Source organism: Kribbella sp. NPDC003505 (assembly GCF_040610875.1).
Lineage (GTDB): Bacteria > Actinomycetota > Actinomycetes > Propionibacteriales > Kribbellaceae > Kribbella.
In genome coordinates this window covers 167,032-179,700 of record NZ_JBEXNA010000004.1, presented here as the reverse complement: position 1 = coordinate 179,700, position 12,669 = coordinate 167,032, and the positions used below count along the sequence as shown (strand labels likewise).

12 protein-coding genes are annotated in these 12,669 nt (G+C 69.9%); 8 read left to right on the top strand and 4 right to left on the bottom strand.

The features are described 5' to 3' along the window. Positions 1-24: 24 nt before the first annotated feature. A complete protein-coding gene (locus ABZX12_RS14525) occupies positions 25-828 on the bottom strand; it encodes an alpha/beta hydrolase (protein WP_355693224.1) in 804 nt (267 codons plus the stop codon). A gap of 77 nt (positions 829-905) precedes the next feature. Between ABZX12_RS14525 and ABZX12_RS14520 the strand changes: the two genes are divergently transcribed. Further along, on the top strand, positions 906-1,541 hold the full coding sequence (locus ABZX12_RS14520; RefSeq protein ID WP_355693222.1) for a TetR/AcrR family transcriptional regulator: 636 nt from the start codon (positions 906-908) through the stop codon (positions 1,539-1,541). On the opposite strand, the gene ABZX12_RS14515 is transcribed toward ABZX12_RS14520, so the two are convergent. Both ABZX12_RS14515 and ABZX12_RS14510 read right to left on the bottom strand, forming a co-directional pair. Then, on the bottom strand, positions 1,529-2,623 hold the full coding sequence (locus ABZX12_RS14515) for a lysylphosphatidylglycerol synthase transmembrane domain-containing protein (protein WP_355693221.1): 1,095 nt from the start codon (positions 2,621-2,623) through the stop codon (positions 1,529-1,531). The genes ABZX12_RS14520 and ABZX12_RS14515 overlap by 13 nt on opposite strands. A gap of 50 nt (positions 2,624-2,673) precedes the next feature. Then, positions 2,674-3,750 (bottom strand): LacI family DNA-binding transcriptional regulator, encoded by a 1,077-nt coding sequence (locus tag ABZX12_RS14510; RefSeq protein ID WP_355693219.1) that lies wholly within the window; start codon positions 3,748-3,750, stop codon positions 2,674-2,676. A 206-nt stretch (positions 3,751-3,956) separates the two neighbouring features. On the opposite strand from ABZX12_RS14510, the gene ABZX12_RS14505 reads away from it, so the two are divergent. From ABZX12_RS14505 to ABZX12_RS14475, 7 genes are all read left to right on the top strand, one after another. After that, on the top strand, positions 3,957-4,283 hold the full coding sequence (locus tag ABZX12_RS14505; protein WP_355693217.1) for an L-rhamnose mutarotase: 327 nt from the start codon (positions 3,957-3,959) through the stop codon (positions 4,281-4,283). A gap of 3 nt (positions 4,284-4,286) precedes the next feature. Beyond that, positions 4,287-5,450, top strand: coding sequence for an L-rhamnose isomerase (gene rhaI, locus ABZX12_RS14500; protein WP_355693215.1), 1,164 nt, complete (start codon positions 4,287-4,289; stop codon positions 5,448-5,450). Then, on the top strand, positions 5,447-7,486 hold the full coding sequence (locus tag ABZX12_RS14495) for a bifunctional aldolase/short-chain dehydrogenase (RefSeq protein ID WP_355693214.1): 2,040 nt from the start codon (positions 5,447-5,449) through the stop codon (positions 7,484-7,486). Before rhaI ends, ABZX12_RS14495 begins: the two co-directional genes overlap by 4 nt. 10 nt (positions 7,487-7,496) lie before the next feature. After that, positions 7,497-8,939 (top strand): L-fucose/L-arabinose isomerase family protein, encoded by a 1,443-nt coding sequence (locus ABZX12_RS14490; RefSeq protein ID WP_355693212.1) that lies wholly within the window; start codon positions 7,497-7,499, stop codon positions 8,937-8,939. Then, positions 8,936-10,360, top strand: coding sequence for a rhamnulokinase family protein (locus ABZX12_RS14485; protein ID WP_355693210.1), 1,425 nt, complete (start codon positions 8,936-8,938; stop codon positions 10,358-10,360). Before ABZX12_RS14490 ends, ABZX12_RS14485 begins: the two co-directional genes overlap by 4 nt. A 5-nt stretch (positions 10,361-10,365) precedes the next feature. Continuing rightward, entirely contained in the window at positions 10,366-10,608 is a 243-nt protein-coding gene (locus tag ABZX12_RS14480; RefSeq protein WP_355693208.1) for a LuxR C-terminal-related transcriptional regulator, read from the top strand. Between the two features lie 70 nt (positions 10,609-10,678). Then, positions 10,679-11,155, top strand: coding sequence for a hypothetical protein (locus ABZX12_RS14475; RefSeq protein ID WP_355693207.1), 477 nt, complete (start codon positions 10,679-10,681; stop codon positions 11,153-11,155). 3 nt (positions 11,156-11,158) lie between these two features. Here ABZX12_RS14475 and ilvA read toward each other — a convergent pair whose 3' ends face one another. Further along, positions 11,159-12,439: a threonine ammonia-lyase IlvA gene (gene ilvA, locus ABZX12_RS14470; protein ID WP_355693205.1), complete on the bottom strand. Its 1,281-nt coding sequence runs from the start codon at positions 12,437-12,439 to the stop codon at positions 11,159-11,161. Positions 12,440-12,669 lie beyond the last annotated feature (230 nt).

Here is a 12,669-nt window from a genome sequence, read left to right as displayed (position 1 = left end):
AGATCAAACCGGCTGGAGCGCGCTCTAGGTCAAGCTCGCGAATTCGCGCAGCACAGGGGCCAGTGTCGACGCCTCGGTCGCGTGGTTCTCGCCGGGGATCGCCTGCACCGTGGCGGTCGGCAGATGCTCGGCCACGGCCCGGGCGCCGGCGGACAGCGCGGGCCAGGTCTGGTCGCCGTGCAGCACCAAAACCGGCACCTTCACGCCGGCCCACCGGTCGGCCGGCAGCGGGTTGCCCGACATGGTGGTCCCCATGATGCGGCCGTCGTACGAGATCGTGTGCGCGATCTCCTCGACCGGCGCCCAGTACGGCGACTGCTTCATCCCCGGGATCGCCTCGGCGGGCATCATCGCGGCCGCGGTCAGGAAGAGCTCGGCGGCCTTGTCCCGCCGCCCCTCGGCGACGAACGCGTCGAGCTGCTCGACGTAGTCGGACGGCAGCGGCGGCCGGACGTCGTCGACGACGACCGGCGGCTCGAACAGCGCCAGCCCGGCGATCGGCAGCCCGGCGGCCGCGGCGTCGAGCGCCAGCAGGCTGCCCGACGACCAGCCGAACACGAGGGCCGGCTGCCCAGCGTCCTCGATCAGCGCGGCGATGTCCTCGATCTCCCGCTGGATCGCGTACGGCGCGGTGTCGCCGCTCCCGCCGCGGCCGCGCCGGTCGTACACGTACGTCCGGAAGCTGTCGCTCAGCAGTTGGCCGACCTCGGCGTTGACCGGGTTGACGGCCCGGTGCGCCGTCGCGCCGTCGACCAGGATCAGCGGTCTGCCCTCGCCGTACGCCTCGAACGCGATCGTGGTGCCGTCGGCCGATGTCACGGTGCTCATGGTGGTTCTCCTCGCTCTGCGGAAACTAGACCGTACAGTACTCGGCAGAGAACTGGACTGTCTAGTATGATTTCGGGATGGAACAGGTGGAGATCGAAGGCCGGACGCCCCGCAAGCGCCGTGCGATCCTGGCCGCGGCGACCGAGGTGTTCCTGCAGCACGGGTACCTCGGCGCGAGCATGGACGAGGTCGCGGCGAAGGCCGGCGTCTCCAAACAGACCGTGTACAAGCAGTTCGAGAACAAGGAGCGCCTGTTCGCCGAGATCGTCCTCGGCACCAGCGACCAGCTGATCGACGGCCTCCAGCAGGCGTACGCCGAGACGCTCGACGGCGCCGCCGATGCCCGCGAGGCCCTGCGGGCGCTGGCCCATCGGCTGCTCCAGAGCCTCACGGCCGACAGCGTGCTCCAGCTCCGCCGACTGGTGATCGCGGAGGCGGACCGCTTCCCCGAGGTGTGCGGCGCGTGGTTCACCAGCGGCTTCGAGAAGTCGCTCGACGGTTTGGGGCAGGCGTTACACCGGCTGAGCGACCGCGGTCTGCTGCGCGAGCTCGACGACCCGACGCTGGCGGCGTACCAGTTCGCCGGGCTGGTGATGTACAAGCCGATGAACCGCGCGATGTTCGCGGGCACCCGGCAGCGGCCCAAGCCCGGTGAGCTGGAAGGCCTCGCCGACCGCGCGGTCGACGTCTTCCTGGCGGCCTACGGCGTCTGACCCTCCTCGTCGTCCGCGGCCGACGGGGGCGCCTGGCTTCTCGACGGGTCGGTCACATGCCGGTGGATCCGCCAGCCCGCCCAGGCCAGCAGTCCGACCGGGATCGGCAGCCAGAAGGAGACGAGCCGATACAGGAGGGTGCCGAGGAGTGCGGTGTCCGCGCTGACTCCGATCAGCACCAGCAGGGCCGCGAGGCCGGCGTCGACGAAGCCCAGCCCGCCTGGCGTGATCGGGATCATGGCGAGGGCCTGGGCAACGACATAGGCCATCAGCACCTCGGACGGGCGGGCGTGCACGTTGAGCGCTACCAGCGCGGCCACAAGTGCGGCGTAGTCGAACATGCGGTTCGCAGCCGCCGCGAAGGCCGCACCCCACCAGTGGCCGTCGAAGGCGGCGGCAACCCGGTTCCGCTGCGTGACCAGCAAAGCGGAGCAGCTGTCGGGGGTCACACTGCGCTTGACCACGTGGATGATGCGACCGGCCGCACGACCGATCCACACGAGGAACCGGTGCCACTTGAGCGCGGTGAGCCCGAGACCGACGATGACGATCGCCATGATCAGCGAGACCAGGAGGCCGAGCTCGAGTTGCCTGGCCGGCGGTGGACCGATCAGCAGGGCGGGGATCGTGAGGACCGGCAACAGCAGCAGCACGGCGGTGGTGATCAGGCCCATCGCGGTCAGCGCGGAAGCGACGACGCCGGCCGGCTCACCGGCTTGGATCAGGAGTCTGGCTTGGAGGACTCCACCGGTGGCAGGGCCGCCGGGGACGACCTTGCTGGCAGCATTCCCGGCCAACTGCGCCGTCGCGATCGTGCCCCAACCCGCAGGGACGGGTGCCGGCTCCTGGTCACCGGTGGGTCTGGCCAGGGCCAGTCTGGCGAGCCACCACAAGGCGGCGAAACTGAAGGCCTCCAGCACTGCGAGGACCGGGAACCACCAGGGTTCTATGTCCGCGAGGCGCGGCCAGGTGCCGAAGAGGGACAGCAGGCTCGGAGCCACGATGTACAGGCCGACGCCGGTGATCGCCAAGCCGACGGCTCGACCACCCCATCGCCGCACCAAACCCCCCGCGACGCGCATGTCTCACCTCGCCCAGTGGCCCCTCGCCACCATACCGCGCTCGTTGCGGCTCAGAGGGTCCCTCGAGTCGAGGTCCGGACGACGAGCTCGGGGGTGAAAGTGACCCGCTGGTGCTCGTGGTCCGGGTTCGACGACTCGTCCAGCAGCAGCTCGGCTGCCGTCCGGCCGAGCAGTTGCCGCGGCTGGCGCACCGACGTCAGCGGTACGGCGGCCGCTTCCGCGAACTCGATGTCGTCGTACCCAACGATCGCGAGGTCCTCCGGCACGCGCAGTCCCAGACTGACGCACTGCTGCAGCAATCCCAACGCCAGCAGGTCGTTCGCGCAGAACGCCGCGGTCGGGCGGCGATCCGCCGGGAGGCCGGCGAGTCGTTGCCCCGCGCCCCTGCCTTCGGCGACGGTGAGTGCGCCGGTGGTCAGCTCGATCAGGTTCGACAGCGGCTGGCCGGCGGTCCGTAGTGCGCGCCGCGCGCCCTCGCGGCGGTCGACGACCTGACCGATCGTGTTCGGCCCGCCGACGTACGCGATCCGCTCGTGGCCGAGCTCGAGCAGATGTGAGATCGCGAGCTCGCCGCCGAGGATGTCGTTCACCGCGACCGAGCAGTGCTCCGCGTCGTCGAGTGTCCGGTCGACCACGACCACCGGCGTACCGCGCGACGGCAGCTTGCGCAGGCGCGACGAGTTCTGGTCGATCGGCGTGATCAGGATGCCCTGGACGCGCTGCTGCTCGAGCAGGTCCAGGTACGCCGCCTCGCGGTCCGCGTCCTCGCTGCTGGTGCAGAGGAACACCGAGAGCCCGGCCGCCTGGGCCGCCTCCTCCACACCCTTCGCGACGTCGGTGAAGAACGGGTTGCCGGCGTCGAGCATCAGGTAGGCGAGGATCCGGCTCGAACCGGCGCGCAGCTGGCGGGCCGACTCGTTGCGGACGAAGCCGAGCGAGGCCATCGCCGCCTCGACCTTGGCGCGGGTGAGCGGGCTGACCACCTCGGGGCGGTTCAGCACGTTCGACACGGTGCCGAGCGAGACGCCGGCGGCCGCCGCCACCGCCTTCACGCCGGCCGCGTGCGGCTTCGGCGCGCGTCGGCGGCGGGTGCGCTCGGGCAGGGCTTCCGCATCGTCCACGGACACGAAACCTCCCGGCGCACTTGAAACGTCTTAGCTGCCGAAGGATACCCGCTTCCCGCCGGATCTCCGTGGCGGCAGTCCGGGATCGGTCGCGAAAGCTGGTCAGACTCTTGACGCCCACCCGCACCCGCGCTTAGCGTCGTGGGGCGCTCTTGAAACCTTTCATCCCCGTCTGCGCAGTCCCGACCGCCCTACGTACAGGTGCCGCCGTGAATCGTTACTGCTTCTGCCTGCAGGTCCGGCCCGACCGGCTCGACGAGTACGTCGAGCGGCACCGCGACGTCTGGCCCGACATGCAGGCCGCGCTCCGGGACTCCGGCTGGCACAACTACTCGCTGTTCCTCCGCGACGACGGCCTGCTGATCGGGTACGTCGAGTCCGACGATCTGGACGCGGCGCAGAAGGCGATGGCGGCGACCGAGGTGAACGCCCGCTGGCAGGCGCAGATGACGGAGTTCTTCACCGGGATCGACGGCCGAGCGCCTGACGAGTCCTTCCTCCTGCTGCCCGAGATCTTCCACCTGAAAGAGGACTGAACCATGACGACCGATGCCGTAAGGGCCGCCCTGAGCCGCCAGGAGATCGAACTGCCGTCGTGGGCGTTCGGCAACTCGGGCACCCGGTTCAAGGTCTTCACCCAGCCCGGCGTACCGCGGTCACCGGAGGAGAAGATCGCCGACGCGGCCGTCGTCCACAAGTACACCGGCGTGGCGCCGAGCGTCGCGCTGCACATCCCCTGGGACAAGGTCGACGACTACGCTGCGCTGGCGGCGTACGCCAAGGAGCAGGGCGTCCGGCTCGGAGCCATCAACAGCAACGTGTTCCAGGACGACGACTACAAGCTCGGCAGCGTGACCAACCCGGACCCGGCGGTCCGCCGCAAGGCCACCGACCACCTGCTCGAGTGCGTCGACATCATGGACGCCACCGGGTCCCGCGACCTGAAGCTGTGGTTCTCCGACGGCACCAACTACCCGGGCCAGGACGACATCCAGGACCGCCAGGACCGGCTCGCCAGCGCCTTGAAGGAGGTGTACGACCGGCTCGGCGACGACCAGCGGATGCTGCTCGAGTACAAGCTGTTCGAGCCGGCCTTCTACACCACGGACGTGCCGGACTGGGGTACGTCGTACGCGCACTGTCTCGAACTGGGGCCGAAGGCAACGGTCTGTATCGACACCGGGCACCACGCGCCGGGGACGAACATCGAGTTCATCGTGGCGTTCCTGCTGCGCACGAAGAAACTCGGCGCGTTCGACTTCAACAGCCGGTTCTACGCCGACGACGACCTGATGGTCGGCGCCGCGGACCCGTTCCAGCTGTTCCGGATCATGAACGAGATCGTCCGCGGCGACGCGCTGGACCCGGACCGCGGGATCGCGTTCATGCTCGACCAGTGCCACAACATCGAGGAGAAGATCCCCGCGATCATCCGCTCGGTGATGAACGTCCAGGAAGCCACCGCGAAGGCGCTGCTGGTCGACCGGGACGCGCTGCGGGCCGCCCAGCAGTCGGGCGACGTACTCGGTGCGAACGCGGCGCTGATGGACGCGTACAACACCGACGTCCGGCCGCTGCTCGCCGACCTGCGCGAGTCCCAGGGGCTGGATCCCGACCCGGTCGCGGCCTACAAGCGCAGCGGGTACTTCGAGCAGATCACCAAGGACCGCGTCGGCGGTCAGCAGGCCGGATGGGGAGCATGACAGTGAGCGACACCGCAGCCGAGCTCGTTGCGCGTAGCAACCGACTGGGTGCCGATCCGCGCAACACCAACTATGCGGGCGGAAATACGTCCGCCAAGGGAACGGCAACCGATCCGGTGACCCAGGAACCGGTTGACCTGGTGTGGGTCAAGGGGTCCGGTGGTGATCTCGGCACGTTGACGGCAGCCGGTCTCGCGGTGCTGCGGCTCGATCGGCTGAACGCGCTGGTCGACACCTATCCGGGCGTCGAGCGTGAGGACGAGATGGTCGCCGCGTTCGACTACTGCCTGCACGGCAAGGGCGGCGCGGCGCCGTCGATCGACACCGCGATGCACGGACTGGTCGATGCCCCGCATGTCGACCACCTGCACCCGGACTCCGGGATCGCGCTGGCGACCGCGGCGGACGGCGAGAAGCTCACCGCCGAGTGCTTCGGCGATCGCGTCGTGTGGGTGCCGTGGCGGCGGCCGGGCTTCCAGCTCGGGCTGGACATCGCCGCGGTCAAGCGCGACAACCCGCAGGCGATCGGCTGCGTCCTGGGCGGCCACGGCATCACCGCGTGGGGCAACACCTCCGAGGAGTGTGAGGCCAACTCCCTCGACATCATCCGGACGGCGGAACGTTTCCTCGCCGACCGTGGCGCCGCCGAGCCGTTCGGTGCCGTAGTTGCCGGATTCGAGCCGCTCGACCCGGCGGAGCGGCGGCTGAAGGCCGCCGCGCTGGCGCCGGTGATCCGCGGGCTGGCGTCGACGGACAAGCCGCAGGTCGGCCACTTCAACGACTCCGACGTCGTGCTCGAGTTCACCGCCCGCGAGAAGCTGGCCGAGCTGGCCGCGCTCGGGACGTCCTGCCCGGACCACTTCCTGCGGACGAAGGTACGCCCGCTGGTCCTGGACCTCCCGGCGAATGCACCGCTGGAGGACGCGGTCGCGCGGCTGAAGGAGCTGCACACGGCGTACCGCGAGGACTATGCGGCGTACTACGACCGGCACGCCGAGGCGGACAGCCCGGCGATGCGCGGTGCGGATCCGGCGATCGTCCTGGTGCCGGGTGTCGGCATGTTCAGCTTCGGGAAGGACAAGCAGACCGCACGGGTGGCCGGCGAGTTCTACGTCAACGCGATCAACGTGATGCGCGGCGCCGAGGCGGTGTCGACGTACGCGCCGATCGACGAGCGGGAGAAGTTCCGGATCGAGTACTGGGCGCTCGAGGAGGCGAAGCTGCAGCGGATGCCGAAGCCGAAGCCGCTGGCCACCCAGGTCGCCTTCGTGACCGGCGGCGGCTCGGGGATCGGCAAGGCGATCGCCCAGCGGCTCGCCGCGGAAGGCGCCTGCGTCGTGGTTGCGGACCTGGACCTCGCGGCCGCCGAGGCGGTGGCGAAGGAGATCGGGTCGTCCGACGTGGCCGTCGCGGTCGGTGCGGATGTGTCGTCGGCGGACGCGGTCGAGGCGGCGTTGCGGCAGGCGGTGCTGGCCTTCGGCGGCGTCGACCTGATCGTCAACAACGCCGGCCTGTCGATCTCGAAATCGCTGCTGGACACCACCGAACGGGACTGGGATCTGCAGCACGACGTGATGGCCAAAGGCTCGTTCCTGGTGTCGCGGGCCGCCGCGAAGGTGCTGATCGACCAGGGCATGGGCGGCGACATCGTCTACATCTCCAGCAAGAACTCGGTGTTCGCCGGGCCGAACAACGTCGCGTACGGATCGGCCAAGGCGGATCAGGCCCACCAGGTCCGGCTGCTCGCGGCCGAGCTGGGCGAGTACGGGGTGCGGGTCAACGGCGTGAACCCCGACGGCGTCGTCCGCGGCTCCGGCATCTTCGCCGGCGGCTGGGGCGCGAAGCGGGCTGCCGTGTACGGCGTACCGGAGGAGGAGCTCGGTGCGTACTACGCCCAGCGGACCCTGCTGAAGCGGGAGGTGCTGCCGGAAAACGTCGCGGCCGCGGTGTTCGCGCTGACCGGCGGCGACCTGACGCACACGACCGGTCTGCACGTGCCCGTCGACGCCGGCGTGGCTGCCGCCTTCCTGCGTTAGGAGCTGCCGGATGTCCGAGCCCGCCGCCCACCACGGTCTGCAACGGATCACGCCACGCCGGACCCGGATCGGCCTGGTCGCCGGCGGGCTGGGTGCGTACTGGCCGCAGTTCCCGGACCTGCTGCCACAGTTGCAGGCGTCCGCGCGGCGGGTGTCCGAGCGGTTCGCGGCTCTCGACTGCGAGGTGGTCGACGTCGGGTTCATCTCCGACGCGCAGGAGGGCGCGACGGCCGCCGAGAAGCTGCGGGTGGCCGACTGCGATCTGATCGTCGGCTTCCTCACGACGTACATGACGGCGTCGATGCTGGTGCCGGTCGCGCAACGCAGCGGCGCGCCGGTGCTGCTGCTGAACCTGCAGCCGACCGAGGCGATGGATCATGCCTCGTTCGACACCGGCGCCTGGCTGGCGTACTGCGGGGCGTGCCCGCTGCCCGAGATGGCGAACGCGTTCGAGCGGTGCGGCATCGACTTCCGCTCGGTCTCCGGATACCTCGAGGACGAGCGGGCCTGGGCGCGGATCGACCGGTGGATCCGCGCCGCCGGTGTGCGGGCGGCGTTGCGGCACGGACGGCACGGCCTGCTCGGCCACCTGTACCCGGGCATGATGGACGTCGTCACCGACCCCACCCTGGTGTCCGCGCAACTCGGCGGGCACGTGGAGATCCTGGAGATCGACGACCTGCGGGTGCGGGTGGAGCAGGTCACGGAGGCGGAGACGTCCGCCCGGATGGGGCTGGCGGGTGAGCTCTTCGAGCTCGACGACTCGGTCAAGCTCGAGGACTTCCGCTGGGGTGCGACGGTGTCGGTCGCGCTGGACCGGCTGGTCGAGGACTTCGCCCTCGATTCGCTGGCCTATTACCACCGCGGGCTGGACGGCGAGACCCACGAGCGGATCGCGGCCGGGATGATCCTCGGCGCTTCGTTGCTGACGGCAAGGGGTGTGCCGGCGGCCGGCGAGTACGAGCTGCGCACGTCGCTGGCGATGCTGGTGATGGATCGGCTCGGCGCGGGCGGGTCGTTCACCGAACTGCAGGCGCTGAACTTCCGCGACAACGTCGTCGAGATGGGCCACGACGGGCCTGCGCACCTGGCGATCTCGGCCCGGAAGCCGTTGCTGCGCGGGCTCGGCGTGTACCACGGCAAGCGCGGGTGGGGCGTGTCGGTGGAGTTCGACGTACAGCAGGGTCCGGTGACGCTGTGCGGGCTGGGCCAGCGGCGGGACGGGTCGTTCAACCTGATCGCTTCCGAGGGCACCGTCGTACCAGGGCCGCTGCTGCAGATCGGGAACACGACGTCGCGGGTCGACTTCGGGTGCGATCCCGGCGAGTGGACCGACGCGTGGTCGGCGTCCGGGGTCGCGCACCACTGGGCGCTCGGGACGGGCCACCGCGCCGCCGAGCTGGCCGCGGTCGCCGATCTCCTGCACCTCGACCTCACGGTGGTCGCGCCGTGAAGCGGGTCGCCGCGGTGGACCTGGGCGCGTCGAGCGGGCGGGTGATGCTCGGCTCGGTCGGTCCTGAGGTGCTGGAGCTGCGCGAGCTGAACCGGTTCTGGAACGGCCCGGTGCGCGTCCACGGCACCCTGCACTGGGACCTCCTCCACTTGTACCGCTCCGTCCTGGACGGCCTCCACCTCGCCGGCCGGATCGACAGCGTCGGCATCGATTCCTGGGCGGTCGATTACGGTCTGCTCGACACGCACGGTCGACTGCTCGGCAATCCCGTCCACTACCGCGACTCCCGCACCGACGGGGTGATGGAGCGCGTGCTCTCGACGGTTCCGGCGAGCGAGCTGTACGCCGTGACCGGGCTGCAGCAGTTGCCGTTCAACACCGTCTACCAGTTGGCGGCCGAGGAGCTGTTCTCCGACGCCGCCACCTTGCTGATGATTCCGGATCTGCTGGCGTACTGGCTGACCGGCGAGATCGGTGTGGAGCGGACCAACGCCTCCACTACCCAGCTGTACGACGTGGCGGCCCGGGACTGGAGCGACCAGCTGATCTCGCGGATCGGGCTGCCGCGGCGGGTGTTTCCCCGGTTGTGGGAGCCGGGGGACGTGATCGGGAACATGCTGCCGGACGAGACCGGGCCGGCCGGCGAGGTTCCGGTGATTGCGGTCGGATCGCATGACACGGCATCGGCTGTGGTCGCGGTGCCTGCGGCGGACGACCGGTTCGCGTACATCTCGTCCGGGACCTGGTCGCTTGTCGGGCTCGAGCTCGACGCGCCGGTGCTCACCGATGACGCGCGGGCGGCCAACTTCACCAACGAAGGCGGCGTGGACGGGCGGATCCGGTTCCTGCGCAACGTGATGGGACTGTGGATCCTGCAGGAATGCCAGCGGGTCTGGGGTGACGACGACCTCGCCGGCCTGCTGCGGGATGCCGCCGACGCGCCGCCGTTCGCCGTACTGATCGATCCGGACGCGCCCGAGTTCCTTGCCCCGGGCAACATGCCGGCGCGGATCGAGGAGCACTGCCGGGCCACCGGACAGGACGCGCCACGGTCCCGCGGTGCGGTGGTCCGCTGCATCCTGGAGAGCCTCGCCCTCGCGTACCGCCGTACGCTGCGCGCCGCGCAGACGATCGCCGACCGGGACGTCGACGTACTGCACGTCATCGGCGGCGGATCGCAGAACGAACTGCTCTGCCAGCTCACCGCCGACGCATGCGGCGTCCCCGTGCTCGCCGGACCGGTCGAGGCCTCCGCGCTGGGCAACGTCCTCGTCCAGGCTCGCGCCCTCGGCGAGCCCTTCCCGGACCTGCGCGCGATGCGCGCACTGGTCCGGTCCACCCATTCTCTGCGGCGCTACGCCCCGCAGGGCAAACCGGCCGACTGGGACGCCGCCGAGTCCCGGCTTGACGGAACCAGGTGATCCGTATGACCGTCCTCTCCCAGGAATTCCGACCGCTCGCCCGGAGGGTGCCGCCGCGCGAGATCAGTCATGACGACCTGCAGCTGCTGCGGCTGCTCGCCACCGGGCTGCCGGTGGACGGTGTCGCCCGCCGGCTCGAGCTGTCCGAGCGCACCGTGCGCCGGCGGACCCGCTTGATCTGCGACCGGCTCGGCTTCAGCACCGCGATCGAAGCCATCGTCTGGGCGGCGCGCCGCGGTCTGGTCTGAGTCCGTACGGCGTTAGGCGGCGACGGCTCCGGGTACCGGAGGTTCTGATCATCGAGCCTAGGGAGGACCGATGGACGGAATGACTGTTGTCTGGATCGTCGTCGCAGCCGCCGTGCTGGTCATCGTGGTCGCACTCATCGCGGGTGCGATGTCGAAGCGCCGCACTGAACGTCAGCGGCAGGAGGCCTACGAACACGAGCAGCAGGCCAGGACGAGCGCGATGCACGCCGAGCGGCAGCAGGCCGCGGCTGACGAGGTCGACGCGAGGGCGCGGAAGGCGCAGGCGATCGCCGACGAGAAGGCGGCCGAGGCACGCCGCCTGTCCGCCGGTGCGAACGAGCGGCGCGAGGCCGCCGCGGGTGCCCGCACCGAGGCGGACCAACACCGCGACCAGGCTCAGAATCTCTGGCCGGACGACAACACCGACGGCGCCGTGATCCGGGAGGACAAGGCCGGGGGCATGGACAAGCAGTCGGTGCACGACGAGAGCTGGGACGACGGGACGCATCCGCACGATCCGCGGCACCCGAAGCACTCGCAGCACTGACGCTCAGATCAGGTACCGGAACTCCGGTGAGTTCGGGTTGATGCGCTCGATGTCGAGCGGGGCGGCCTCCATCCGCGACAGCAGCAGCGGGAGGTCGTCCCGGCTGCTGATCTCGATGCCCACCAGGGCGACACCGGTCTCGCGGTTGTTGCGCTTCACGTACTCGAACAGCGTGATGTCGTCGTCCGGCCCGAGCGTCTCGTCGAGGAACGCCCGCAGCGCACCCGGCTCCTGCGGGAACGTCACCAGGAAATAGTGCTTCAGCCCTTCGTACACGAGCGATCGCTCGAGAATCTCGCCGTACCGGCTGACGTCGTTGTTCCCGCCGGACAGCAAACACACCACGGTCTCGCCGGGACGGACGTCGAGACCGTTGCCCAGGGCACTTGTCGACAAAGCGCCCGCGGGCTCGGCGATCAGTCCGTCGGTCTGGTAGAGCGCGAGCATCTCCGAGCAGACGAGCCCCTCGGGCACCGACATCAGCTCGACGCCGGCCTCTCGCACCAGCGGGAGCGTCACGTCGCCGACGCGGCGCACGGCGGCGCCGTCGACGAAACTGTCCAAGTGCGGCAAGGTGACAGGCTTCCCGGCCGCCAGCGCCGCCGCCATACTCGCCGCGCCACCCGGCTCCACGCCGACGATGCGTACGCCGGGATGCCGCTCGGCGATCCACGTTGCGACCCCTGCAACGAGGCCGCCGCCGCCGACCGGCACCACGAGTACGTCGGGGGCGTGGCCGAGCTGCTCCACCAGTTCCACGGCGACAGTCCCTTGCCCCGCAACGGTTCTCGGGTCGTCGAACGCCGGCACCATCGTGGCGCCGGTCGCCGACGCCTCCGCGATCGCCGCGGCCGCCGCGTCGTCGTACGTGTCACCGGTGACGATCACCTGGATCTGCTTGCCGCCGAGCGCCGCGATCCGGTCCCGCTTCTGGCGCGGTGTCGTCCGCGGCACGTACACCTTGCCGTGCACGCCGAGGATGTGGCACGAATACGCCAGCCCCTGACCATGATTGCCTGCACTCGCACACACCACGCCCGCGGCCTTGGCGGTGTCGTCGAGCTGCGCGATCAGGTTGTACGCGCCGCGAAGCTTGTAGGAACGCCCGATCTGCAGGTCCTCCCGCTTCAGCCAGACCTGCGCCCCGGTGCGCTCGGAGAGGCGGAGGTTGCGCTGCAACGGTGTACGGACGGCGACGCCGTCCAAGCGCTTGATGGCGGCCTCGATCGCTTCGGCGTCAACTGTCGCTACGGTCGATCGAGCCACTGAACCACTGCCCTGCATGGTGTTCCTTCCCGTGCATTTGCACGATCTTCGCCGATTCGCTCGCTGTCCAAGACGATTCGCGTCCACAGTCCGGACCGACGGATACCTTTGCGTATCAGACTCTTGCACCATGCGTGAAACGGCTCTTCACTGGGCATCTTAGTTTTCATACGCTCACTGGGTGTAACGGCCAGGCCCCTGGAACAGATGAGCCGGGTAGAAGCCGGTCAGTGAGGACTGGAGGGCAC

Coding starts and splice junctions, on each gene's coding strand:
- ABZX12_RS14525 (WP_355693224.1), bottom strand. CDS start 828: ATGAGCACCGTGACATCGGCCGACGGCACCACGATCGCGTTCGAGGCG.
- ABZX12_RS14520 (WP_355693222.1), top strand. CDS start 906: ATGGAACAGGTGGAGATCGAAGGCCGGACGCCCCGCAAGCGCCGTGCG.
- ABZX12_RS14515 (WP_355693221.1), bottom strand. CDS start 2,623: ATGCGCGTCGCGGGGGGTTTGGTGCGGCGATGGGGTGGTCGAGCCGTC.
- rhaI (WP_355693215.1), top strand. CDS start 4,287: ATGACGACCGATGCCGTAAGGGCCGCCCTGAGCCGCCAGGAGATCGAA.
- ABZX12_RS14495 (WP_355693214.1), top strand. CDS start 5,447: ATGACAGTGAGCGACACCGCAGCCGAGCTCGTTGCGCGTAGCAACCGA.
- ABZX12_RS14490 (WP_355693212.1), top strand. CDS start 7,497: ATGTCCGAGCCCGCCGCCCACCACGGTCTGCAACGGATCACGCCACGC.
- ABZX12_RS14480 (WP_355693208.1), top strand. CDS start 10,366: ATGACCGTCCTCTCCCAGGAATTCCGACCGCTCGCCCGGAGGGTGCCG.
- ABZX12_RS14475 (WP_355693207.1), top strand. CDS start 10,679: ATGGACGGAATGACTGTTGTCTGGATCGTCGTCGCAGCCGCCGTGCTG.
- ilvA (WP_355693205.1), bottom strand. CDS start 12,439: ATGCAGGGCAGTGGTTCAGTGGCTCGATCGACCGTAGCGACAGTTGAC.